This is a genomic window from Pseudomonas sp. N2-3-1-14, assembly GCF_041228395.1.
Taxonomy (GTDB): Bacteria; Pseudomonadota; Gammaproteobacteria; order Pseudomonadales; family Pseudomonadaceae; genus Aquipseudomonas.
Genome location: NZ_CP166199.1, coordinates 2051627 through 2075954, shown reverse-complemented (window position 1 = coordinate 2075954; position 24328 = coordinate 2051627). Strand labels below are relative to the sequence as shown.

The 24328-nt window shown below is 61.7% G+C and carries 21 protein-coding genes, 4 tRNA genes and 1 pseudogene; 7 read left to right on the top strand and 19 right to left on the bottom strand.

Annotated features, from left to right (window positions below; all coding sequences use genetic code 11):
- Nucleotides 1-6 precede the first annotated feature (6 nt).
- Nucleotides 7-798 carry a LuxR C-terminal-related transcriptional regulator gene (locus AB5I78_RS09675; protein WP_369303419.1) on the top strand — a complete coding sequence of 264 codons (792 nt, stop codon included), beginning with the start codon at nucleotides 7-9 and terminating at the stop codon, nucleotides 796-798.
- A gap of 11 nt (nucleotides 799-809) precedes the next feature.
- Here AB5I78_RS09675 and gltS read toward each other — a convergent pair whose 3' ends face one another.
- The 5 genes from gltS to AB5I78_RS09650 form a co-directional block, all read right to left on the bottom strand.
- Nucleotides 810-2021 (bottom strand): sodium/glutamate symporter, encoded by a 1212-nt coding sequence (gene gltS / locus AB5I78_RS09670; protein WP_369303420.1) that lies wholly within the window; start codon nucleotides 2019-2021, stop codon nucleotides 810-812.
- A gap of 201 nt (nucleotides 2022-2222) precedes the next feature.
- Nucleotides 2223-2298 (bottom strand) — tRNA-Gly (locus AB5I78_RS09665).
- A 3-nt stretch (nucleotides 2299-2301) separates the two neighbouring features.
- Nucleotides 2302-2377 (bottom strand) — tRNA-Glu (locus AB5I78_RS09660).
- 104 nt (nucleotides 2378-2481) lie between these two features.
- Nucleotides 2482-2557: transfer RNA gene (locus AB5I78_RS09655), tRNA-Gly, on the bottom strand.
- 3 nt (nucleotides 2558-2560) lie between these two features.
- Nucleotides 2561-2636, bottom strand: a tRNA-Glu gene (locus AB5I78_RS09650).
- A 358-nt stretch (nucleotides 2637-2994) separates the two neighbouring features.
- On the opposite strand from AB5I78_RS09650, the gene AB5I78_RS09645 reads away from it, so the two are divergent.
- Nucleotides 2995-3765, top strand: coding sequence for a hypothetical protein (locus AB5I78_RS09645; RefSeq protein ID WP_370004417.1), 771 nt, complete (start codon nucleotides 2995-2997; stop codon nucleotides 3763-3765).
- A gap of 115 nt (nucleotides 3766-3880) precedes the next feature.
- Nucleotides 3881-4693, top strand: coding sequence for an alpha/beta fold hydrolase (locus tag AB5I78_RS09640; RefSeq protein WP_369303421.1), 813 nt, complete (start codon nucleotides 3881-3883; stop codon nucleotides 4691-4693).
- Nucleotides 4694-4732: 39 nt separating this feature from the next.
- Here AB5I78_RS09640 and AB5I78_RS09635 read toward each other — a convergent pair whose 3' ends face one another.
- The 4 genes and pseudogenes from AB5I78_RS09635 to AB5I78_RS09620 form a co-directional block, all read right to left on the bottom strand.
- Nucleotides 4733-5575, bottom strand: coding sequence for a methyl-accepting chemotaxis protein (locus AB5I78_RS09635; RefSeq protein ID WP_370004739.1), 843 nt, complete (start codon nucleotides 5573-5575; stop codon nucleotides 4733-4735).
- 18 nt (nucleotides 5576-5593) lie between these two features.
- Nucleotides 5594-5818: pseudogene (locus AB5I78_RS09630) on the bottom strand (HAMP domain-containing protein); the annotation flags it as partial.
- Between the two features lie 996 nt (nucleotides 5819-6814).
- Nucleotides 6815-8227, bottom strand: coding sequence for a PLP-dependent aminotransferase family protein (locus tag AB5I78_RS09625; protein WP_369303423.1), 1413 nt, complete (start codon nucleotides 8225-8227; stop codon nucleotides 6815-6817).
- Nucleotides 8228-8430: 203 nt separating this feature from the next.
- Nucleotides 8431-9192 carry an SDR family oxidoreductase gene (locus AB5I78_RS09620; RefSeq protein WP_145164936.1) on the bottom strand — a complete coding sequence of 254 codons (762 nt, stop codon included), beginning with the start codon at nucleotides 9190-9192 and terminating at the stop codon, nucleotides 8431-8433.
- A 228-nt stretch (nucleotides 9193-9420) separates the two neighbouring features.
- On the opposite strand from AB5I78_RS09620, the gene AB5I78_RS09615 reads away from it, so the two are divergent.
- Entirely contained in the window at nucleotides 9421-10428 is a 1008-nt protein-coding gene (locus tag AB5I78_RS09615) for an NADP-dependent oxidoreductase (protein ID WP_369303424.1), read from the top strand.
- A gap of 149 nt (nucleotides 10429-10577) precedes the next feature.
- Here AB5I78_RS09615 and pyrF read toward each other — a convergent pair whose 3' ends face one another.
- Nucleotides 10578-11276, bottom strand: coding sequence for an orotidine-5'-phosphate decarboxylase (gene pyrF, locus AB5I78_RS09610; RefSeq protein WP_017734306.1), 699 nt, complete (start codon nucleotides 11274-11276; stop codon nucleotides 10578-10580).
- A 261-nt stretch (nucleotides 11277-11537) separates the two neighbouring features.
- Here pyrF and AB5I78_RS09605 point away from each other — a divergent pair, with 261 nt between their 5' ends.
- Both AB5I78_RS09605 and AB5I78_RS09600 read left to right on the top strand, forming a co-directional pair.
- Nucleotides 11538-12302 carry a response regulator gene (locus AB5I78_RS09605; protein WP_106580678.1) on the top strand — a complete coding sequence of 255 codons (765 nt, stop codon included), beginning with the start codon at nucleotides 11538-11540 and terminating at the stop codon, nucleotides 12300-12302.
- The gene (locus AB5I78_RS09600; RefSeq protein ID WP_145164942.1) at nucleotides 12302-13336 is read left to right on the top strand and encodes a HAMP domain-containing sensor histidine kinase; all 1035 of its coding nucleotides are present in this window, start codon (nucleotides 12302-12304) and stop codon (nucleotides 13334-13336) included. The genes AB5I78_RS09605 and AB5I78_RS09600 overlap by 1 nt, the downstream gene beginning before the upstream one ends.
- Here the strand turns inward: AB5I78_RS09600 and AB5I78_RS09595 are convergent.
- From AB5I78_RS09595 to AB5I78_RS09555, 9 genes are all read right to left on the bottom strand, one after another.
- Nucleotides 13333-14394 carry an AI-2E family transporter gene (locus tag AB5I78_RS09595; protein WP_145164944.1) on the bottom strand — a complete coding sequence of 354 codons (1062 nt, stop codon included), beginning with the start codon at nucleotides 14392-14394 and terminating at the stop codon, nucleotides 13333-13335. The two genes, AB5I78_RS09600 and AB5I78_RS09595, sit on opposite strands and share 4 nt — an antisense overlap.
- A 73-nt stretch (nucleotides 14395-14467) precedes the next feature.
- Entirely contained in the window at nucleotides 14468-15286 is an 819-nt protein-coding gene (locus AB5I78_RS09590) for a DUF4892 domain-containing protein (protein ID WP_369303425.1), read from the bottom strand.
- 102 nt (nucleotides 15287-15388) lie between these two features.
- Entirely contained in the window at nucleotides 15389-16243 is an 855-nt protein-coding gene (locus AB5I78_RS09585) for an alpha/beta hydrolase (protein ID WP_369303426.1), read from the bottom strand.
- Nucleotides 16240-17043, bottom strand: a complete 804-nt coding sequence (locus tag AB5I78_RS09580) for an alpha/beta fold hydrolase (RefSeq protein ID WP_145164950.1) — start codon at nucleotides 17041-17043, stop codon at nucleotides 16240-16242. The genes AB5I78_RS09585 and AB5I78_RS09580 overlap by 4 nt, the downstream gene beginning before the upstream one ends.
- Nucleotides 17044-17140: 97 nt before the next feature.
- Nucleotides 17141-17584 (bottom strand): hotdog fold thioesterase, encoded by a 444-nt coding sequence (locus AB5I78_RS09575; protein ID WP_262206911.1) that lies wholly within the window; start codon nucleotides 17582-17584, stop codon nucleotides 17141-17143.
- 30 nt (nucleotides 17585-17614) lie between these two features.
- Nucleotides 17615-19264, bottom strand: coding sequence for an AMP-binding protein (locus AB5I78_RS09570; protein ID WP_369303427.1), 1650 nt, complete (start codon nucleotides 19262-19264; stop codon nucleotides 17615-17617).
- Between the two features lie 918 nt (nucleotides 19265-20182).
- A complete protein-coding gene (gene sixA, locus AB5I78_RS09565) occupies nucleotides 20183-20632 on the bottom strand; it encodes a phosphohistidine phosphatase SixA (RefSeq protein ID WP_145164956.1) in 450 nt (149 codons plus the stop codon).
- On the bottom strand, nucleotides 20629-20976 hold the full coding sequence (locus AB5I78_RS09560) for a DUF4389 domain-containing protein (RefSeq protein WP_119739584.1): 348 nt from the start codon (nucleotides 20974-20976) through the stop codon (nucleotides 20629-20631). The genes sixA and AB5I78_RS09560 overlap by 4 nt, the downstream gene beginning before the upstream one ends.
- Before the next feature lie 10 nt (nucleotides 20977-20986).
- Nucleotides 20987-22012 carry an NAD(P)H-dependent glycerol-3-phosphate dehydrogenase gene (locus AB5I78_RS09555; RefSeq protein ID WP_145164958.1) on the bottom strand — a complete coding sequence of 342 codons (1026 nt, stop codon included), beginning with the start codon at nucleotides 22010-22012 and terminating at the stop codon, nucleotides 20987-20989.
- A gap of 195 nt (nucleotides 22013-22207) precedes the next feature.
- Here AB5I78_RS09555 and AB5I78_RS09550 point away from each other — a divergent pair, with 195 nt between their 5' ends.
- Entirely contained in the window at nucleotides 22208-24328 is a 2121-nt protein-coding gene (locus AB5I78_RS09550; RefSeq protein WP_347340984.1) for a TonB-dependent receptor domain-containing protein, read from the top strand.

Genomic DNA, 24328 nt, shown 5'->3' with positions numbered 1-24328 from the left:
TAGAACATGTCACTCGACCTTCATAACCTGGCCTGGCACCGATCGGCCGGCAAGTTGATCATGGAGCTCAATCGCCCGGCTTTCTGGAGCTCGCTGGTTCGCGTGTTGAATGAATATGTGCAGATCGACAACTGGGTTGTCCTGGTTTTCAGCGACCAACAAGTCAACGTCATCAGCTTTACTGAAGTGGCCGATGCCGAGGACGTGGATGCCCTGACTCAGCGCTACCTCAAAGGGCTGTACCTGCTGGACCCGTTCTACATCGCCAACCGGGAAAACCCGCAGAGTGGCTTTTTTCACCTGTCAGACATAGCGCCGGAGCACTTTCTGACCACCGAGTATTACCATCAGTATTTCGCCCAGTACGTCTCGGTGGATGAGGTGCAGTACAACGTTCAGCTCGATGAGGACAGGACGCTGTGTATTTCATTTGGCAGTAACGTGCGCTACAGCCCGGAACAGATCACCACACTGGATATCATCAAGCCTTGGGTGCTGGCATTGATGCACCAGCGTATGTGCTTTGAGATCGACGTTGAAAAAAACCTCAATGAGACACCGCCCTGGTCGCAGGCAATTGTTCAACTGGGCAGCCAGATCACAACGCGTGAAAAGGACGTGCTCAAGTTGCTGTTGAGCGGGTTCTCCAACAAAGAAATCGCCGGCAAACTGTCCCTGTCGACAGAAACGGTGAAAGTGCACCGGCGCAACATTTACACCAAGCTGAACATCAAGTCCCAGTCCGAACTCTTTGCGCGTTTCTTCATGCCAAAACAGGACGTCTACGCGGTGAGCTGAAGGCGCGGCCCTCAGCCCGCCGTGCCGAGAAACGGCAGCGCGAGGAACAGCTTGATTACCACCGCATTGGTGATGTCGATGAAAAACGCCCCCACCATCGGCACCACCAGAAAGGCAATCTGCGAGGGGCCGAAGCGTTGTGTCACCGCCTGCATATTGGCAATGGCGGTGGGTGTCGCGCCCAATCCGAAACCGCAATGCCCGGCCGCCAGCACCGCCGCATCGTAGTTGCTGCCCATCACCCGAAACGTTACGAAAATCGCGAAAAGGGCCATTAACAGCGCCTGTGCAGCCAGCAGGATGACGATCGGCAACGCCAGCGCCGCCAGGTCCCAGAGCTTGAGCGACATCAGGGCAATCGCGAGGAACAACGACAGGCTGACGTTACCCAGCAGCGACACTTCGCGCTCAAACACCTGATGCCAACCCAGCGCCGACAAGCCATTGCGCAGCACTACGCCGACAAACAGCACGCAGACAAAGGTGGGCAACTCGAAGGCGGTGCCCTGGATAACACCATTCAGGCACGTGCCAACCTGCAGGCTGATCGCCAACAGGGCCAGGGTTTCGATAAAGGAAAACGAGGTGATCATGCGTTCCTGATCGGGGCGCTCAAAGCCTTTGGGCCGCCGCGGCTGCGAGTGTTCAACGCCAGGCACCTGGACGCGCTTGATCAACAAGCGCGCGACCGGGCCACCAATCAAGCCCCCGAGCACCAAACCAAAGGTCGCCGAAGCGATTGCCAGCTCAGACGCGGAGGCAACACCGTACTTCTCACTGAACACCGCGCCCCATGCGGCGCCCGTGCCGTGCCCGCCCGACAGGGTGATGGAACCCGCCAGCAAGCCCATCAATGGATCAAGCCCCAGCGCCTTGGCCAACGCGATGCCCATGGCGTTTTGCACCACCAACAGGGCCGTCACGACCAGCAGGAAAATACCCAGCACGCGCCCGCCTCGCTTCAGGCTGGCGAAATCTGCGTTCAGGCCAATCGTGGCGAAAAACGCCAGCATCAATGGGGTTTGTAAGGATGTGTCGAAGCGAACCTCGACATCCGCCAGCGCACGCAACGCCAGCAGCAGAGCGGCAACCAACAGGCCGCCGGCTACCGGCTCCGGAATGCTGTAGGCACGTAGAAAGCCAATCCGGGCCACCAGCCAACGGCCCAATAAAAGCACCAGGGAGGCAGCGACCAGGGTTGAATAGAAATCGAGCTGAAGCATCTGGACAGTCCTTTGAAGTAAACAAGGAAAATGGGCTGGCCAGAGTAGAGACAGCGGAACAGGTACACAGCTACCCGACATTGATTACAGACTATTCCTACGCACATCAGCACATGGCCTACACGCGTGGTGTGTTTTGCAGGCAAAAAAGCGACACGAACAAAAACGCCGATCATCACTGATCGGCGTTTTCGTTAAATATGGAGCGGGAAACGAGACTCGAACTCGCGACCCCGACCTTGGCAAGGTCGTGCTCTACCAACTGAGCTATTCCCGCAAATGGCGTCCCCTAGGGGACTCGAACCCCTGTTACCGCCGTGAAAGGGCGGTGTCCTAGGCCACTAGACGAAGGGGACACGCTACTGAAACACATGGTGTGTATTTCAGTGCCCAGAGATTAAATCCGAAGATTATGCCCTGGTTTCACTCAGTGTCGCCCGAAGGCCACACTGCTTAAATTTGGAGCGGGAAACGAGACTCGAACTCGCGACCCCGACCTTGGCAAGGTCGTGCTCTACCAACTGAGCTATTCCCGCATATGGCGTCCCCTAGGGGACTCGAACCCCTGTTACCGCCGTGAAAGGGCGGTGTCCTAGGCCACTAGACGAAGGGGACACACGTACAACATTCACTCCCTACCGCGTTTCGCTGTGTGCTTTACGCTGTAAGTGGCGCGCATTCTATGGATGGATTGAAAGGTCGTCAACCCCCAAGGATAAATTTATTTAAATCAATGACTTCGCCCTGCTTTCCAGGCCTTTGCGGGCATTGTGCCCGTCCGGGCTTTGACGCCTATATTCTGGCGCCCGACAAGGCGCTATAGTTCGCCCAGGCAAATGATGGCAATGTGCATCCACGCAGGGAACGCTTACCTATATAGAAGAAACTACCTGGGCAACTGGTCGAACAATCCTATCCGTCGGATGGCCCAGTCACTACACTCCACAGCAAACCCTATAAAGAGGTCACACCGGTGACACCACTCATGATCACCCTGCTGGTAATAGCCGGGATCGTAATACTGATCGCCATTGGCTACATGAACCACGTGGTGGAAAACAACAAACTGGAAAAGCAGCGCACCGAAATCGAGCTTAACGATCGGCTGCGTCGTTGCGGTGAGATCACCGAAACGTTCCCCGGCCAGTTGATGACCCCGAAACTCAAACTGTTGCTGACTCGCCTGGAACTCAACGTCACCCAGCGCCTGTTGAACCTCAGAAAGTCCAGCGCGCCGCTCAAGGCGCGGATCGCTGAGCTGAACGCGCTGATCGGCCAGGGCGAATCGATCCCGGTGGCCAACCCGCCCGCGCCGATCCAGACCGAAGCCAAGGCCAAGGACGTGCGTTTCCTGCTCGAGGCGCTGCACGGTCAAGTGACCCGTGCCGCCCAGGACGGTTTTTTGCCGACCAACGAAGCCAAGCACTGGATCAAGGAAATTCGCCATATCCTGGTGTTGCTGCACATTGAGTTCTTCAACAACCTGGGTCAGCACGCCCTGCAACAAGGCCAGCCTGGCCAGGCACGCCTGGCGTTCGAGCGTGGCGTGCAGTATTTGCGCAAACAGCCGGAGCCGGTGCTCTACAGTGCACAGCTGCAACTGCTGGAATCGCAACTGGCCCGCGCCAACTCCACGGTGCTGACCAACAGCAAGCCGGCCGAAGACGAAGTCAACGAACTGACCGAAGGCCTGAAAGTCGTCGACGCCGACGCCGAATGGAAGAAGAAAGTCATCTACGACTGATCCCCTGCCCCATGTGGCGGCCTCGGGTCGCCACATGCCATCACTTTGCATCTATCCGCCCGCCCCCGACTAGCGTAAAAAAGTGCCCCTCACTCCGTGAAGTTAGAGGCCTGCTATGCCTGTTGCCGTGATTGATGGACAACCGCTGCACTATGTCGACCAGGGCACCGGCCCGGTCGTCCTGCTGGGTTCAAGTTACCTGTGGGACCGCGACATGTGGGCCCCGCAAATTGAAGCCCTGTCGCAACAGTACCGCGTGATCGTGCCCGAACTGTGGGGCCACGGTGAGTCCGGCCCGCTGCCGACGCAAACCCGCTCCCTCGACGACCTCGCGCGCCAGGCCCTGGCGCTGCTGGATCAGCTGGATATCGCGCAAATCAATCTGGTCGGCCTGTCGGTCGGCGGCATGTGGGGCGCGCGCCTGGCGTTGCTGGCACCGGCGCGCATCAACAGCGTGGTGCTGATGGACACCTACCTGGGCACCGAGCCCGACGCCACGCGCCAGTATTACTTCTCGCTGTTCAAGATGATCGAAGACGCCGGCGCCATCCCCGAGCCGTTGCTGGATGTGGTTGCACCGATTTTCTTCCGCCCTGGCATCGACCGCGAGTCGGCCCTGTACCAGGATTTTCGCAAGGCGTTGCAGGCCTTACCCAAAGAGCGCCTGCTGAACAGCATCGTGCCACTGGGCCGCCTGATCTTCAGCCGCGAGAACATTCTGGACCAGTTGCCCCGCCTGGACTCGGACACCACGCTGGTGATGTGCGGCGAGCAGGACAAACCGCGGCCGCCCGCCGAATCACAGGAAATGGCTGAACTGATTGGCTGCAGCCTCACGCTGATTCCCGACGCGGGGCATATCTCGGCCCGGGAAAACCCGGACTTCGTCAATGAAGCGCTGCTGACCTTCCTCGCCAACCACGCCTGATCGGCGCCCTGCCCTTTGATCGCGGCTCACCCGCTGCGATCAAAGGCGGAAGTGCCCCACCATGCCCTTGAGCTCCGCCCCCAACTGCGCCAGCTGGATACTCGACGCGGCATTGCCCTGCATGCTCAACGCCGACTGATCGGCGCTCGCACGAATGCTGGTCACGCTGCGATTGATCTCTTCGGCTACCGAGCTTTGCTCCTCGGCTGCCGCGGCAATCTGCTGATTCATTTGCTGGATCAATGACACCGCCGCAGCAATGCTGCCCAACGCGCTCTCCGTTTCCAGCGCATCGCTGACCGCCAACTTCACCAGCTCGCCGCTCTGCTGGATCTGCTGCACCGACGACTGCGCCGCGCTGCGCAACGTACTGACCAGACGCTCGATTTCCTCGGTCGATTGCTGCGTGCGCTTGGCCAACGCCCGCACTTCATCGGCCACCACTGCAAACCCTCGGCCCTGCTCGCCGGCGCGGGCGGCTTCGATGGCGGCGTTAAGGGCCAGCAAATTGGTTTGTTCGGCCACGCTTTTGATCACGCCCAGTACCGTGCCGATATTCTGGATTTCCGCGCTCAGGCTTTCGATACTCGCGCTGGCACTGGTGCTGGAGGACGCGAGCAATTCAATCCGTTGCAGGCTCTGGCGCAACACTTGCTGACCGCTGTCGACCTTGTCATCGGCGGTCTGCGCGGCTTGCGCGGCCTCTTCGGCGTTACGCGCCACGTCGTGCACCGTGGCAGTCATCTGGTTCATTGCCGTGGCAACCTGTTCGGTCTCTTCCTTCTGGCTGCTGACCTCAACATTGGTCTGCTCAGTGACGCTGGACAGTGAATGCGCCGAACTGGCCAATTGTTCGATGCCCGCTTGCAGCCCGCTGACCATCTGGCTCAGGCCGCTGCCCATCTGCTGCATCGCCTGCATCAACTGGCCGATTTCATCGCGGCGGCTGACTTCCATCCGCCCGCTCAGGTCGCCGGACGCAATCTGCTGGGCCACGGCGATCACCGTGCGCAGCGGCGCCACGATCAACCGGGTAATCACCCACGCCGCGATCAAGCCCACCAGCAGCGCCAGGGCTGAGGAGCCGATGATCAACAACGCGCTTTTCTTCAATTGCGCCTGCATGGACTGGTCTTCGGCGTCGTACGCCTGGTTGACCCGGCTGACCACTTGGTCGGCGCGGTCATGCAACTGCTTGTAGACGACTTTTTCCTGGGCCAGCAGCCCGGTGTACTCGCCGAGTTTTTCGCTGAATGCCGCGATATGCCCGGAGACTTCATTGAGCACGGTCTGGTAACCCGCATCCTTGACCGAGGTTTTCAACTGCTCGACTTGCGCCAAAGCCTGGTCAGCCTGTTCGATCTTGCCTTGCTCGGCGTTGTCGGCATCGGCCTTGCGGCTCTGATCCAGGCGCACGTGCGCTTCATTCATGGCTTGCAACATCAGCCGCGAGACCTGGCTGACCTGCCCGGCCTGTTCGATAAACTCGGCGCCGTCCTTGCCCTGGCTTTCCTTGAGGCCATAGGCGCCATCGTCGGCCAGGCCGGCCTGCAGCACATCGAGGTTATTGGCCACACTGGACACCGACCAACTGGCCATTTCCAGCGCCAGGTCCTTGGTCTGGGTCAGTTCGACAAACTCGTCGAATGCCTTGCGATACGCCGCCAACGCCTGCTCGACATCGCCCATCACTGGCACATTCGTGGCTGACCGAGCCTTGAGGCTGGCGGCCATCGCCGCCAGCGCATCGACACTTTCATGCAGGGCATCGACAGACTTGGGGTCGGCGTGCAGCGCGTAGTCCTGCTCGATCAGGCGCACTTTGAGCAAGCCGCTGTTGAGCGATGACATGGCCTTGAGGCCTTCAAAACGCTGGCCAACGGTTTGCAGGGACCACACGCCAATGGCCGCCACCAGCGCCGTCAACAGCAGCACCAAAGCGAAACCCAAGCCCAGTTTCTTCGCCATACCGAGGTTGGCGAAACGTCGTTGCACGCCTGAAATCATTGCACTTGAATCCTCTTGCAATGGCAGATGCCATCGAGCCCGGTTTCCATGCAGCGAGATTCGCAACGACGAGCCAGCGGCACAAGACGTTGGCGCCACAATAATGGCAAAAAGCTACATGCCCGTCGTTTTCAGAATGGTCGAGGTCGATCTGGCAGGCCCCATGGCACGGAACAACGCCAGCGCCCGCTGGTCAGCAGCATAGGCCACGTTGATGCGCAGCCAGTCGCTGTGTTCGCCTTTGGGATTGAACAGCGCCCCTGGCGACAACAACACACCGAGCCGTCGGGCGCAGGCCAGCAAGCGTGAATGATCGCCCCTGCCGGGCCGGGCCCACACAAACAGGCCCCCGGCGGGCACGGCGAACACCTCCCACTCCTCGTCCTCCAGCACCTGCAGGGTCGCGGCCATTTGTGTGTTCAAGCGCTTGCGCAGGCGCTGCACCCACTTCCGGTAGGTGCCATTGGCCAGCAGCGTGGCCAGCACCGCCTCGGCAAACCTCGACGTGCCGATGCCTGTCAGCGTTTTGAGCGTCACCATTGGCGCAATAATCGCCGCGCTGGCGCTCAGATACCCCACGCGCAGGGCACTGCTGAGGGTCTTGGAGAAACTCGAGATATAAATCACCCGACCGTCATGGGGCAGCGCCGACAGCCTTGTGCAACTGGCGTGCTGCAAGTCGCCGTAGACATCCTCTTCGACAATCAGGAAGTCTTCGCTGCTCGCCAATTGCAGCAGGCGCTCGGCCACGACGCGGCACAGGCTGGTGCCGGTCGGGTTGTGATACAGGCAGTTGATGAACAGGCACTTGGGGCGATGGCTTTTCAGCAGCGTCTCCAACACCGGGATATTCGGGCCGCCCAGCGTGCGCGGGACGTGCAGCAGCGTGACGCCATGGCGCTCCAACTGACGGTAGAGGTTGGCATACCCGGGCGTCTCGACCACCACCGTATCGCCGGCCTTGAGCAACGTCCGTATGAGCAGGTCCTGTGCATGGCTGGCGCCATGGGTGGTGAGGATACAGTCGAGACTGCTGGGCACTTTCATCTGCGTCAGGCGCTTGAGCAGTTGCTCACGCAGTGCCGGCAACCCCAGCGGCGTGCTGTAGTTGAACAGCCCGGCGGTGTCGGTGCGGCTGACCTCGCGTATGGCGTAACAAATGTCATCGCTTTCGCGCCAGGCGTCCGGCAGCCAGCCGCAACCCAGTTTCAACTCGCCCAACGGGCCATCGACATAGGCGCCCCAGCCCAGCTCGGCGCCTTCATACCAGTGGCTTTCAAGGGAAACCGGCGGCTGGGCCACTACAAACCCCGCGCCCTGTTTTGCCACCAACACCCCCTGCGCCACCATTCGCTCAAAGGCTTCGATGACGCTGGATTGACTGAGCAGGTTGTCGAGGGCCAATTGCCGGATGGACGGCAAGCGCGTCCCGGGGCTCGCCCCACTCGTGCGAATCCATTGCGCCACCGCGCTGACGATTTGCTGCACCACCGGTACAAGGGCCTGTCGATCGATGCCTAAATCCATGAGCCACTCACTTCAACTGTCTGTTATTCAACCCCAAACAGTTAAGCACAGAAGCCGGGTTCGACCTGTCGCCGAAATTTATTAAAGTATTGATTTTATTGAATTATTTACCTACTGATACACATTCTGACGAGGCCTTGTGCCAGCCCTGGAAACGCCCCACAGCGCCCCTGGCCTTTTCGAATAGGCAGTGGCGCCGAGTCCTAGATGGCCGTCGCGCCACCGTCCACCGCCAACGCCTGGCCCGTGGTGAACGCGGCACCGTCGCTGCACAGGTACAGCACCGCACTGGCGATTTCCTCGACTTTGCCGATGCGCCCGACCGGGTGCATGGCGGCGGCAAACTCAGCCTTGCGCGGGTCGGCTTCATAGGCACGCCGGAACATGTCGGTGTCGATCACCGCAGGGCACACCGCATTCACGCGGATTTTCTTTTTCGCGTATTCGATGGCCGCCGATTTGGTCAGGCCGATCACGGCATGTTTGGACGCCGCATAAATGCTCATCTTCGGCGCTGCCCCCAACCCCGCCACCGAAGCGGTGTTGACGATCGCCCCGCCGCCTTGGGCCAGCAGCAGCGGCAATTGGTGCTTCATGCACAGCCACACGCCCTTGACGTTAACGCCCATGATCGCGTCGAACTCATCCAGGCTGCCGTCGGCCAGCTTGCCCTTCTCGATCTCGATCCCGGCGTTGTTGAAGGCGTAGTCCAGCCGACCATAGGCGGCGACAGTCTGCGCCATCAACTGCTGCACATCGGCTTCCAGCGTGACGTTGCAGCGCACAAACAACGCCTCGCCGCCCGCCTGTTGAATCAGCGCAACGGTGCTCTCGCCGCCCGCCACGTCCAGGTCGGCAACCACCACTTTCAAGCCTTCGGCGGCAAATGCCAGCGCGGTGGCGCGGCCAATACCGGCGGCGGCGCCGGTGACCAGGGCGACCTGGCCGGAAAACGTCATGCTCATGGGGATGTCCTGTGGGGAAAATAGCCGTGGGCCGAGTCTAGCCAACCGCAGGACGGGCGCGTCAGCACTATCAGAAGGCCGGTTGGCTGTGTATGAATCGCAGTGATAAGGCCACCAGCCTCACTATCAACCAGGCCTATCGGCGGGCATTCGCGCCTCTCGCGCAACCTTGCTCTCAGGCCGTTAGAGGTCTATCACTTGGGGTTCATTTCTAAAGAGTCCTTTGCCATGACTGCCCAGACCAACCGCCAGTTCCTGCTCGCCAAACGCCCGGTCGGCGCGGCGACACGGGAGACCTTCACCTATCAGGAAGTGCCGGTGGGCACGCCAGGGGATGGGCAAGTGCTGGTGCACAACGAATACCTGTCCCTGGACCCGGCCATGCGTGGCTGGATGAACGAGGGCAAGTCCTACATTCCGCCCGTCGGCATTGGTGAAGTGATGCGCGCGCTGGGCGTGGGCAAGGTGATTGCGTCGAACAACCCGAAATTTGCAGTCGGTGACTACGTCAATGGCGCGCTGGGCGTGCAGGATTACTTCCTCGGCGAACCGCGCGGCTTCTACAAGGTGGACCCCAAACTCGCGCCGCTGCCGCGCTACCTGTCCGCCCTCGGCATGACGGGCATGACCGCCTACTTCGCCCTGCTCGATACGGGCGCGCCCAAGGCCGGCGAAACCGTGGTGATCTCCGGCGCCGCCGGGGCGGTGGGCAGCATTGCCGGGCAAATCGCCAAGATCAAAGGCTGCCGCGTGGTCGGCATCGCCGGCGGCGCCGACAAGTGCAAATTCCTCATGGATGAATTGGGCTTCGACGCAGCCATCGACTACAAAAGCGAAGACGTGCCAGCCGCCCTCAAGCGCGAATGCCCTAAAGGCGTGGACGTGTATTTCGATAACGTCGGCGGCGACATCCTCGACGCCGTACTCAGCCGCCTCGCGTTAAAGGCGCGGGTGGTGATTTGCGGTGCCATCAGCCAGTACAACAATAAAGAAGCCGTGAAAGGCCCGGCCAACTACTTATCGTTGCTGGTCAACCGTGCGCGGATGGAAGGCTTTGTGGTGATGGACCATGCGGCAAACTTTGCCGCAGCCGGGCAGGAGATGGCCGGCTGGATGGCGCAGGGCAAGCTCAAGAGCAAGGAGGATATTGTCGAGGGGCTGGAGACGTTCCCAGAAACACTGATGAAGCTGTTCAACGGCGAGAACTTCGGGAAGTTGGTGCTGAAAGTTAACTGACACACCATCAAACCCAATGTGGGCACAGTCAATGTGGGAGCTGGCTTGCCTGCGATAGCAACAACTGGGTATCACTGAGACACCGAGTCGCTCGCATCGCAGGCAAGCCAGCTCCCACACGTGGCAGTGCCTGCTTTAAATCACCGTCATCAGGCGATTTCGGCGACCACTGCCGCCAAGGCTTTCGCCGGGTCCGCCGCCTGGCTGATCGGGCGACCGATTACCAGGTAGTCCGAACCCGCATCCAGCGCCTGACGCGGCGTCAGAATGCGCCGCTGGTCATCCTGGGCACTGCCCGCCGGGCGAATGCCTGGAGTGACCAGTTGCAGCGACGGGTGAGCGGTCTTCAAGGCCTGGGCTTCCAGCGCCGAGCACACCAGACCATCAAGACCTGCCTTCTGCGCCAGCGCTGCCAAGCGCAATACCTGCTCCTGAGGCTCGATATCCAGGCCGATGCCGGCCAGGTCCTCGCGCTCCATGCTGGTCAGCACGGTCACACCAATGAGCAGCGGTTTCGGGCCGCTGCGCTGTTCCAGCACTTCACGGCAGGCCGTCATCATGCGCAGGCCGCCGGAGCAATGCACATTGACCATCCACACGCCCATTTCAGCCGCGGCCTTGACTGCCATGGCGGTGGTGTTGGGGATGTCATGGAATTTCAGGTCGAGGAACACTTCGAAGCCTTTGTCACGCAGGGTGCCGACAATTTCGGCGGCGCAACTGGTGAACAGTTCCTTGCCGACCTTGACCCGGCAAAGCTTGGGGTCCAACTGGTCAGCCAGCTTCAGTGCGGCGTCACGAGTGGGGTAATCCAGGGCGACGATGATAGGAGTCTGGCAGACGGACATTGGAATGGGCTCTCAGGCAAGTCGAAATCGGCGCGGATTGTAGCGCAAGCGGCGCCGTTGCGGGATCCGATGATCGGTAAAATACTGATCGAGCGCCCGTAACCCGGCATTTAGCGCAATTGTGTCAAGGCTGATACATTCACGACATGCCCTCAACACGCACCACGTCTAGCCTCGCGCACATGACCGCCCGTCCAGCACTTCCAGCCATGGAGCTGGGCGCCTATGCTGACAGCAACAACCCAGGCAGATGATCGCACTATGCATACCCCTACCGTCTCTGTAAACGAAGAGCAAAAAGGCGCGGTGATCGCCGAAGACAAGCGCTGGAACACCCGTGCGCTGATCGTCGATGACGATCTACCGATTCGTGAACTGCTGATCGACTACCTGGCGCGCTTCAATATTCTCGCCGTCGGCGTCACCGACGGCACCGCCATGCGCACGGCCATGCAAGCTGAAACCTTTGATGTGGTGGTGCTCGACCTGATGCTGCCGGGCGAAGACGGCCTGTCACTGTGCCGTTGGCTGCGCACCGAATCAGACATCCCGATCCTGATGCTCACCGCGCGGTGCGAACCCACCGACCGCATTATCGGCCTGGAACTGGGCGCCGATGACTACATGTCCAAGCCCTTCGAACCGCGCGAGCTGGTGGCACGCATCCAGACCATCCTGCGCCGGGTACGCGATGACCGTACCGAGCAGCGCGCCAACATCCGTTTCGACAACTGGCGCCTCAACAGCGTACTGCGCCAGCTGGTGGCCGACGACGGCCTTGTGGTGCCGCTGTCCAACGCCGAGTTTCGTCTGCTGTGGGTGTTTATCGAACGCCCGCGCCGCGTGCTGAGCCGTGAACAATTGCTCGATGCCGCGCGCGGCCGTTCCATCGAGGCGTTTGATCGCAGCATCGACTTGCTGGTTTCGCGCCTGCGCCAGAAGCTGGGCGATGACCCCAAGGCACCGCAGTTGATCAAGACTGTCCGCGGCGAAGGCTACCTGTTTGACGCGCGGGATATCGGCTGATGCGCGCCACCTTCAATACGCTGTTCGGCAGGCTGTTCGGCGTATTGCTGGTGGCCATTGTGCTGGCCCACGTGCTGGCGTTCTTTTGGTTTCACCACTATGGCTCGCCACCGCCGCCGCCTCAGGAAACCTTTGTCGAGCAGCCGGATGGAACGATGAAGCCGCTGCCCAAGCACCATCGCCCCTGGTTCGGCGGCCCGATGGTGCCACTGACGTTTCAGTTTATCTCGCTGATCATTGCCGCCTGGTATGGCGCCAAATTGCTGAGCCGGCCGATCCAGCGCCTGAGCGCAGCCGCCGAACGCTTGAGCCTCGACCTCGACAGCCCACCCCTCAATGAGTCAGGGCCTCGCGAGGCGCGCCAGGCTGCATCGACCTTCAACCTGATGCAAAAACGCATTCGCGAGCAAGTCAGCCAGCGTGCACGCATGCTCGGCGCCGTTTCTCACGACCTGCGCACCCCGCTGTCACGCCTCAAGCTGCGTCTGGAGCAGATCGAAGACACCAAGCTGCAAGGTCAGATGCGCCAGGACCTGGACGACATGATCGACATGCTCGACTCCACCCTGAGCTACTTGCACGAACAGCGCACCAGCGAAACCCGGCACTGGCTCGACGTGCAGGCGCTGGTCGAATCCCTCAGCGAAAACGCCCAGGACCAGGGCTCTGATGTGCAGTTCGCGGGCAATTGCGCGCCGTTGCAGGTGCAGCCGATGGCACTGCGCTCGTGCCTCAACAACCTGATCGACAATGCACTGCGTTATGCCGGTACGGCGCGGGTGGAACTGAGCGACAGCCGCGAAGCCTTGGTCATCCGTGTGATCGACCACGGGCCGGGGATTGCGGCGGATAAACGTGAGGCCGTATTCGAACCGTTCTTTCGCCTGGAAGGCTCACGCAACCGCAACTCCGGCGGCGTCGGCCTGGGCATGACGATTTCCAAGGAAGCGGTGGAACGCCTCGGCGGCAGCCTGAGCCTGGAGGAAACCCCAGGCGGCGGCCTGACCGCCGTGATGCGGTTGCCGAGGGCTTAAAGGGGTTTGTCTTCGCGACGCACTTGCGCCTGTGTCGCGCTCCAATCCGTCAGCAGGCTGTAGGCCACCGCCAGCAAGGTCGGGCCGATAAACAGGCCGATAAAGCCAAAGGCGATCAACCCGCCAAACACGCCCAGCAGCACAATCACCAGCGGCAGGTTGCCGCCGCGGCTGATCAGGTACGGCTTGAGCACGTTGTCGACGCCGCTGATGATGAACGTGCCCCACACACCGAGAAACACCGCATAGGTGTAATCGCCCTTCCAGGCCAGCCAGGCCGTGGCCGGGATCCACACCAGCGGCGGCCCCATGGGGATCAGGCTGAGCAGGAAGGTGACGATGCCCAGCACCAGTGCGCCCGGGACGCCGGCGATCAGGAAGCCGATCAGCGCCAGCAACGCCTGAGCGGCGGCGGTACCGATTACGCCGTTGACCACGCGTTGCACAGTGCCGGCCACCAACTCGATGTAGTAACCGGCACGGTCGCCGATCAAGCGTTCCAGCAGGCGATGCACGAACGTCGCCAGGCGCGGCCCGTCGCGGTAGAAGAAAAACACGAACACCAGGCTCAGGGTCAGTTCGAGGATACCGCCGCCGATCTGCGCGCTGCGCGCCAGCAACCAGTTGCCGACCTGGCCCAGGTACGGCTTGATGCTGACCATCAACGCCGCGCCCTGCTGGTCGATACTGTCCCAGGTGGCCACCAGGCGCTCACCGACCAATGGAATCGAACCCAGCCACGTTGGCGCGGCCGGCAGACCGTCAACCTGGATATCCTTGATCAGGCCCACCGCGTCGCGTACATGGTCGGCCAGGTTGAACCCCAGCCACACCAGTGGCACCGCCACCAGCAGCATCCAGCCCAGGGTCAGAATGCCCGCCGCCAGGGATTCCCGGCCGCCCAGCCAGCGGGTCAGCAAACGCATCAGCGGCCAGCTGGCAAACGCCAGCACCGCGCCCCAGAACAGCGCCGACCAGAACGGCGCCATCACCCAGAAGCTGGCACCAAACAACACCAGCAGCAGGATTTGCACCAGTAGGCGATCGTTATTGAGCATCGGGTATCTCGAGAATAAGGCTGTAGGAAGAGAGCTTAGGCGAACGGCGCGGGTCCGTTCGCCCTGTTGCGGGTCAGCGTATCAGATGCAGGTGCAAACCCTTAGCGTCACCGCTGCCGGTTTCCATGCGCGCAGCGCGCACGCCACTGTCGATCAGGCCCTGGCGCCAGGCTTCGGCGGTCGGCCCGGTCAAGCTGACGCGCAAGGTGGCGTCGAGGTTCAAGCCACGGGAAATCAGGGTCAGCCAGGTGGCGTCGGGTTCGGCGCCCAACGCCGGGAAGTCCAGTTCGCCGGTGCTTTTCAACTCACGCAGCAAGGTGGCCGAGGTGGGCAGCAAGCTCCCCAGCGGCGCGCTGGCGTCGAGCTGTTCAACATGCAGATAGGCGCGACGGTTGCCGCGCGTGATGCCGTACAGCGCTACCAGGGAATTGTCCTGCGGCGCCGCCAGACGCAGCAGCAGGTATTCCTGCTGCCCATCGGCGCCGACCAGTTTGGCGTTGCCGAACACTTCGTTGGCCCACAGGCTGCTTTCGCCGCAATCGCGAGCCTGGCACCAGAACAACAGCTGCGCGCCCTTGGCCTGCAACGCTTCGCGCGTCGCGGTAAACGCGGCACTGGAAGTGTGCTCGGCGGGCAGCTCATAGGTGATGGCGGTGGTCTGGCCACGCGCTGTGGCTTGGCCTTCGTAACGCAGTTGGCCGCTGATCTTGCGGATCGCGCCCATCGGGTAGATGCGTTCCTTTTCTTCAGCGGGGCGGTAATCGACGATTTGCGCATCGGTCTGACGGGCCACGGCAGGTAAATCCTGGCTTCCCGGCAGGTCGGCGGCGAACACCAAAGGGCTGAAACAGCACAGCCCGAGGGCACGGATACATCCTTTGCGCAGGCTCATCGGATCGGTGAGCCCTGGCCATTAGAGGTCGCAGCAGTGTTCATAGCGTTCATGGTTGACTCCCTTTCAATCCGCCCAGCCTCGGCAGTTGCCCGCGTCAAGTCAAGGCGCGTGGAAGAACCGATTGAAACAGTCTGCAACAAGCAGCGCGCCGGGCTCATCATTAAGGTGTAAATGATGGCCGCCGGGCAGCGTGTTCACCGTAAAAGGTAGCTGAGAAAGCAATTCTGGATGTTTCGCCAGCATGCCGTCAGCCGCGACCACCAGCTGTGTAGGGCAACCCACGCGCCGCACGAAAGCCATCGCCTGCTCATCGGTCAGGCGCATCGGCGAGGCGAGCGTCAGGCGGCTGTCCGTACGCCAGGTGTAACCGCCCGGCACCGGCATCAAACCGCGCTGGGCCAACAGCTCGGCGGCTTCGCGACTGACCGCCACCACGCCTTTCATGCGTGCTTCCACGGCGCGATCCAGCGAGGTGTAGACCGGTTTGCGCTTGTCCTGCAGGTTCAGTTGCGCCTGCAGCGCCATGCCCAGCCGCTCGGCGGCGCTCTCGCCCGCGGCGGTGGGCGGGACCACGCCGTCGATCAACCCCAGGTGCGTGACTCGCTCCGGCAAGGCACCGGCCAACACCAGCGAGACGATGGCGCCGAGGGAGTGGCCAAGTAATGCAAAACGTTTCCAGCCCAGCTGTTCGGCAACTTGCAACACATCAAAGACGTAATCCCACAGGGCATAACCGGCGCCGGCAGGACGGTGCGCCGAATGCCCATGACCGGCCATGTCCAAGGCGACGATACGCAAACCGTGCAGCTTCGGCGCCAGCCGCGCAAAGCTGTTGGCGTTGTCGAGCCAGCCATGCAGGGCGATCACCGGCAAACCGTCTTCGGGACCAAACAGATGCGCCGCCAACTCGATGTGCGGCAGGCTCAGGCGGACTTCTTCGACGGGCGTGCTCATGCGCAACTGCGCTCGCGGGCTGCCCAGCGGGAAAACAGGTTCTTGATCAAGGTCGCGGTGTCCTGCGGGCGTTCGAGGGGGAACATATGGCCGCCGGGCATGGTGAGCATTTCGCCCATCGGCAGGCGGTCGACGCCGCTGGCATGGTGACGCATCACCACGCGGCTTTGACGGCCGCGCACCACCGCCAGCGGCACCTTCAGCTGACGAACCTGGCCAGGGCTGGTGTGAGGCACGCCGCGGTAGATGCTGATTTCAGTGGCCGGATCAAAGCGCAGACGCAGGCGATCGCCCACCTGTTGCAAGCCGTGTTGCAGGTACGCGTCAAAGCATTCCGGATCGAACCCGCGAAACAGCGTCTTGCCGGCAAAGTAGCTGCGCGCGGCCTCCAGGTCGGCAAATTCTTCACGGCGGCCCAGCGTACGCCCGGCCGGGGTCAGGCGGTCGATAAAGCCGAAACGCTTGGCGGCACGGATCACCCAGCGGTCAGCGCGGGTCAGCACCGGCGAATCGAGCATCACCACGCCGCGGTACAGCTGCGGACAGCGCATGGCCGCGTGCAAATGCAACACACCGCCCAGGGAATGGCCCACACCCCACACCGGTTCCGGCTGCAACTGCAGATGGTGGATCAACTCGTCCACCAGGTTCTGCCAGTTGTCGTCCACCGGAAACCTGGGGTCGTGACCGTGTTGCGGCAGGTGAGCCACGGCATATTCCGGGGCCAGGGCGGCAAACAACTTGCCGTAAGTGGCCGAAGGGAAGCCATTGGCGTGGGCAAAAAACACGTGCTGCGACATACCGGATCCATCTGCAAAAACAGAAGTTGATTGTCACCATGCCCGGCCGTTACAGCAATGACTGTAACCGCCAGGAATGATGACACTCACGCCACGCCTATCGCGCCGGCGGGTTCTCGCCCAGCGGTACCACGGCCATGGTCAGGCGCGACACGCAGCTGGCTTTGCCCTCATCGCTGGTCAAGCGAATGTCCCACACTTGAGTGGTACGGCCGATATGGATCGCCCGGGCCACCGCCGTAACCCGCCCGCTGCGCACACCGCGCAGGTGGTTGGCATTGACCTCCAGGCCCACGCAATAAAACTTGCTGGCATCGATACACAGGTAAGCCGCCATGGAACCGACGCTTTCAGCCAGCACCACCGACGCACCGCCGTGCAGCAGGCCGTAGGGTTGATGGGTGCGATGGTCGACCACCATGCTGGCGGTCAGGGACTCGTCGTCGAAGCTTTCGAAGCGGATGTCCAGCAGTTCACCAATGGTGTTTTTCTGGCTCGCGTTGAGTTGCTCGATATTCGGTTGGGTGCGCCACAAACTCATGAAGGTGTCCTTATTGGTTTTATTACGACCCTAATCCTGCCACACAATGGCTTCTTTGCGCGCGCTCCAAACTGCAAGCTCGGCACCGTAGGTCGACTCGATCACCGTGCGTTTGATTTTCAGGGTCGGCGTGAGAAAGCCGTTTTCCACCGCCCAACTGTCTTTCACCACCACCAGCTGGCGCAAGCGCTCATGTTTATCCAGTGCCTGGTTGACCTGTTCCAGCCAGCGTTCGAGGCTGCTGCCCAGGGCGTTTCGGTCCTGAGGCCCGGCGGACAACACGCACAGGCCGATCGGCGCAGTCAGGCCATCGCCCACCACGCACACTTGCTCAATGCGTGCATGTTCGGCCAGGCGGTTTTCAATCGGTGCCGGGGCCACGTATTTGCCCTTGCTGGTCTTGAAGATTTCCTTGAGCCGCCCGGTCAGGCGCAGGCGGCCGTCGGCGTCCTGTTCGCCTTTGTCGCCGGTACGCAGAAAGCCATCATCGGTCAGGGTCTCGGCGGTTTTCTGCGGGTCCTTGAAGTAGCCGAGCATGGTCGCGCCGCTGCGCACCTGCACTTCGCCCGACGCATCGATACGCACTTCAACGCCAGGGCACGGCAGGCCGATCCAGCCGAGCGTCTGCTGGCCGGGGCGACACACATGGGAATAGCCGCAGCTTTCGGTCATGCCATACACCTCCAGCACATCCAGCCCCAGGCGCTGATACCAACGCAGCAACGCTTCGGGCACGGGCGCCGCCCCGGACAACGCAATGCGCAGGGCATCCAGGCCCAACCCCGCAAGGACCTTATGGCCGACGCGCTTGCCGATAAATGGCAGGCGCAGCAGGCGGTCGAGGCGCTTTTGCGGGATCTTGCTGTAGACGCCCATCTGGAACTTGGTCCAGATCCTCGGCACGCCGAACAGCGCCGTTGGCCGGGCCCGACGCAGATCCGCCAAAAAGGTATCGAGGCTCTCGGCGAAATACACGGTTTGCCCGGTGTAGATCGAGGCCAATTCCACGAACATGCGCTCGGCCACATGGCACAGCGGCAGGTAGGACAGCAACCGGTCGCCCTCCCCCAGGCCGAACAACTCGGTGCCACGGGTGGCGGCAAAACCCAAGGCGCCAAAGGTCTGCATCACGCCCTTGGGCAAGCCGGTGGTGCCGGAGGTGTAGACGATGGTGGCCAGGCTTGAGGTGCCAGGTTCAGGGTTGTCCTGGATCGGCGAGCAGGCTTGCAGGTCGGCCCAGCGGTAATCGAAGTCGCCGGCCGGGCACAGGGGCAGGCTGATGGTCGGCAGCCCGGCGGGGATACCCGGCGCCATCGCAGGCCAGTCATCCAGCTTGCCGATCAATACCAGCGCCGCCTCGGAATGGGTCAGCACATGGGCGACGGAGTCGGCGGTGAGGTTGGGGTACAGCGGTACCGAGACGTGCCCGGCCATCCAGGTCGCGAGGTCGGCGATAATCCAGTGTGCGCAGTTTTTTGAGATCAGCGCGATGTGCGAACCTTGCGGCAGCTCGCGGGCACGCAGCCAATGCGCGGCGCAACGGGCCTGGTGGCCGACCTCGCCCCAGGTGAGGGTCTGCACCTCGCCAGCGCCGATGGGTTGCACCAGAAAGGGTTTGCGCGGGTGTCGCGCTTCACGTTCGAAGAAGACCTGCAACGGCAAACGAAAAGCGACGGGCATGGGACGCGCTCCTTTGTGATCCGGCCATAGCCAACCAAGCACTTGCTTGGTTGACTGTATAGCACACACTGGGGGGTGATTTATCCTTGGAGCCTTTGGGGGTTACGCATGTTTTTTTTGGGGTTGTTACGGGTTGCTGGGGTATATCCGTTATTTAGGTGATGGCGGATATGGGTTCCGCCCTTACGGCGGGTCACTTTTGAAAAGAGCCCAAAAGTAACCAAAAGGCTCTTGCCCCACCACTCGGCACCTCGCTTAGGCTCGGTGTGCCCTCACGCAGGCTTTGGAGCGTGGGCCGCCGCGATGGGCCATCCATGGCCCAACACGGCTAAACCGGCGTCCTGCCGGTTTACCCACGCTCCAAAACCTGCGTTCGGCCAGCGTGGTTTAACGGGGCGCCTAAGATCAAAATCAAAAGCAAAAGCACGGCGGCCTGGTAGCCGACCTGAGTGGTTAGATCAAAAGCGGAAGCGAGGCGGTCTGACAGCCGACCTGATCTTGGAAGCTGAACTCAATCAAATGTGGGAGCTGGCTTGCCTGCGATGGCATCTATTGTGTGTCACTGATACACCGAGGTGCCTGCATCGCAGGCAAGCCAGCTCCTACAGAAAGGCAAAGCCGTGCGGTGCCGGCAGATGCACTCGGTCAACTTGTGGGAGCGGGCTTGCTCGCGAAGGCGGTGGGTCAGGCAGCTTATGTGTCATTGACACGCCGCCTTCGCGAGCAAGCCCGCTCCCACATTTGGATCTCAGCATCAGATACACGCTGGCCGAGCCCAGGCGAGGTGCCCAGGGGTGGGGCACAGACCTTTTGGTTACTTTTGGCTGGGCCGGCATTCCGGGCGTTTGCCAAAAGTGAACGCTGTAAGAGCGGAACCCTACGAAGCCGTTACCGCAGCAACGGATATGCCCCCCGCCCCTACGGGTTCTTCACACCAACCAGACTCATCAACCCCGCCAACGGAAAATCCCCCTCAAGCTCCGCAAGGCTGGCAGTGTGCATCGGTTGCGGCTGACGCAAATGACCATGCTGCAAAAAGCTGATCAAGCTGCCCACCAACGGCTGATGGCTGACCAGCAGCACGTTGTCATCGGTGTCGAGCTTTTCCAAGACCTGCAACGGACTGCTTTCAGGCGTCAACCACGGCACGGTACGAATCTGCGGCTCAAACCCCAAGGCGTCACGCACCAAGTGGGCAGTTTGCTGCGCACGCACATACGGACTGGCGAGGATGGCGCTGATCGGCTGGCCGATCAGGTGCGCGGCGCTGCGCAACACTTCGCCGCGGCCATGCTCGGTGAGGTTGCGTTCGGCGTCGGTGCGCGCATGCCCTTGGGCTTCACCGTGACGCAAAATCCACAGCTTCACAGTTTTGGCTCTTCATCACGCACCGGGTGCGGCGCCGGCGGCACGCTGTGGGCGGCTTCACCCTCGGGTGCACGCGGGGTTGGCCAATCGGCGAAGGGCCAGGGTTTCTGCTCGGTGTGGAAGCTGCCGAAACGGCCGATCTGCGCGAGGAACTGGCTGAGGCTGTCGCCAAAATTCATCAGGCCCAGGTTCGGCGCGCCGTAGACCAGGCGGTACACCAACTGCACCACCACCAGCGCGCCCAGCAGGAACTGCGCGACTTGCCACACCAGGGCAAACACCAGCATCCACAGGATACGCAGGAGAATGGACTCGTATTTCGGGGCCGCTTTGGGGTCGTTCATGGCGCGTTCCTCAGTTGAAACCACTGGTGGAAATAAAGTCGACATCGGTCTTGGGCTCGGCGCGCATCAGCAACTCGATGACTTGGTTCAAGGTGCGCCCTTCAAACAGGATCGCGTGCAGCCCGGCGACCAGCGGCATGTACACGCCGACTTCCTGAGCCTTGGCCTTCAGCACTTTAAGCGTGTTGACGCCTTCGGCAACTTCGCCCAGGCGCGTGACCGCGTCTTCCAGGCTCAAGCCCTGGCCCAGCGCGAAACCGACCTGGTAGTTGCGGCTTTTCGGCGACGAGCAGGTCACGATTAAATCACCCACGCCCGCCAGGCCCAGGAAAGTCATCGGGTTGGCGCCCTGGTTCACCGCAAAACGGGTCATCTCTGCCAGTGCGCGAGTGATCAGCATGCTCTTGGTGTTCTCGCCCATGCCCAGGGCCACGGCCATGCCGGCGATGATCGCGTAAACGTTTTTCAGCGCCCCGCCCAGTTCGACACCAAAGCGGTCGCCGCTGGCATAGACGCGGAAGGTGCGGCCATGCAACACCGCCTGGACGCGTTCACATAACGCTTCATCTTCACTGGCGACCACGGTAGCCGTCAGCGCGTGCTCGGCGACTTCCCGCGCCAGGTTCGGCCCGGACAGCACGCCAATGCGCGCCTGAGGGGCGATCTCTTCGAGGATTTCGCTCATCAGCTTGAAGGTGTGCGCCTCGATGCCCTTGGTCAGGCTGACCAGCAGCTTGCCCGCCAGGCGTTCGGCGTGAGGCGCCAGCACTGAGCGCAAGGCGCTCGAAGGCAGTGCAACAAAGCACAGGTCACATTCAGCCAGCGTGGCCAGCAGATCGGTCACCGGTTCGACCGCCGCATGAATCTTGATGCCTTTAAGGTACCGGGGGTTTTCCCGATGAACGCGGATGGCCTCGGCCTGCTCGGGATCGCGCATCCATTGGCGCACCGCGTGGCCGTTCTCGGCCAGCAGGTTTGCCACGGCGGTACCAAAACTTCCGCCTCCCAGGACCGCAATAGGGCGCTGTTCAGTCATATGCAATCCGTTAATCCATACCAGTGGAGATGGCGGCATTATACGGGGCGACCCGCTTGCGGCCAGCCCCCGTATCAATTCCCGCGCTTGTCGGAAAATGCCACCGTTGGGTGAAGTAATTGCGCGGCCCACGACTGGCAAATGGCCCCACCTCAGTTAACATGGGCGGCTATCCGTAATTATCAAGGCCGTGCCGTGTATCTGGGCCCTCCTCCTCGCTCATCTCTATGGTTGATGCTGTTGTGCAGTGTGCCTGCCGTGGCGGATGACCTATTTCTGGACAGTCAGCCGCTGCCACAGGTGCTGACGGCCACGCGTCTCAAGCAATCGGCCGCCGCCGTGCCCGGCAGCATGACCGTGATCGACAGCGAGCTGATCAAGGCCAGCGGCGCGCGGGACATCGCCGAGTTGCTGCGGCTGGTGCCGGGGATGATGGTCGGCTACACCACCGGCAACCAGGCGGCGGTGAACTACCACGGCACCAGCGCCAGCGATGCGCGGCGCATGCAGGTGTTGATCGATGGGCGCTCGGTGTACCGCGCGGGCCTGGCCACGGTGGACTGGAGCGATATTCCGGTGGCGATGGAAGACATCGAGCGTATCGAGGTGTTTCGCGGCCCCAACACAGTCAGCTATGGCGCCAATGCGCTGATGGCGGTGGTCAATATCCTCACGCGCTCGCCGTCCAACAGCCACGGCTCGCGGGTCAAAGTGATCCGTGGCGAACGTGGGATCAACGACTTCTATGCCAGCCAGGGCATGGGCTGGGAAACCGGTGACTTGCGCCTGTCGATGTCCGGGCAACAGGACGATGGTTTTGACAGCGACGCCGTCGGCGCCGACCGCCGTGACAGCCGCCGCCTCAGCCGTTTCAGCCTGGCGGTGAGCCAGACCCTGAACGCGCAGCAGAGCCTCGATTTGCAACTCGACGCCAAGGAAGGCAGCAACCAGCGCCCTTACACCTACACCCCGGTATTCGCCGGGATTACCGAAGGTGGCACCAATTCCGACGTGACGGCCAAGGACTATGCCGGCTCCGTGCGCTGGAACGTCGAGTTCAACCCCGAACACAGCCTGTATATCCAGGGATCAGCCCAGCAATGGGACCGCCAGCAGGTCTGGAAAGCCTGTGACGCCAAGGTGTCGTTCAGCCCGGAACTGACCCAACTGTGGCAGCTCAACCCCAACTACGCCGAGCAGTTGGCCCGCCACATGGACATCTACAGCAAGGGCACGGCCCCGTCCGGCACCGCCGCCGAACAAGCACTCGGCAACCAGGTGCTGGACCAGTGGCGCCAGGGTGCCAGCCAGAGCGTGTGCGGCAATATCGACCAAAGCACCCGCGAAAGCCGCTATGACATCGAGCTTCAGGACACCCTGAGCCTGTCCGACAGCCTGCGCCTGGTCAGCGGCATGAATTATCGCTACGACCGCGCCGATTCCGACACTTACTTCAACGGCACCCTCGACGACACCACCTGGCGCCTGTTCGGCCACCTGGAATGGCGCGCCAGCGAACACTGGCTGCTGCAAGGCGGCGCGATGTACGAAGACACCCACTTGAGCGGCAACTCGCTGACGCCGCGGGTGGCGGTCAATTACCTGATCAACCCGCGCCACGGCCTGCGCGCGGTGTATTCGGAGGCGATTCGCTCGCCGGACATGTTCGAGAACAACGTCAACTGGAGCTATCGCGTCACCAATCTCAGCTCCCCGGCCTATGGGCAAAACTCCGGGCAATATTTTGTGGTGACTCGAGGCCCCGGCAACCTCGATAAAGAGTTGATGCGCTCGCGCGAGCTGGGCTACAACGGCTTCTTTGCCGACCTTGGGCTGAATGTCGACGTGAAACTGTTCTACGACGAAATCACCGACATGATCAGCTCGCCACTGCGCAACAACCAATACATTGCCAGCAACGCCAACAGCGCACGGTTTACCGGCGCCGAGTCGCAGTTCGACTGGCGCATGAGCAACGCCGACCGCCTGCGGCTGACCTATGCTTACGTCGACGCCGCTTCAAGCAACCCGCTGGACAAGGCACAAACCGCACGCAACAGCGGCTCGGCCGGCTGGCTGCGTGAATGGGGCCAGGGCTGGTCCAGTGCGTTGTTCTACTATGGCGACGACGCGCTCAACAGGTATCGCTTCGAACGGGTCGACCTGCGGGTGGCCAAGCGCATTGCCTTGGGCAACGCCAATGTGGAGCTGGCCGGCATGTTGCAACAACGCCTCGATAACCAGCCCACCACCTGGGCCGACAACAATTACGACAGTCGCCACGTGCTCTACTTCAGCGCGGAGTTAGAGTTCTGA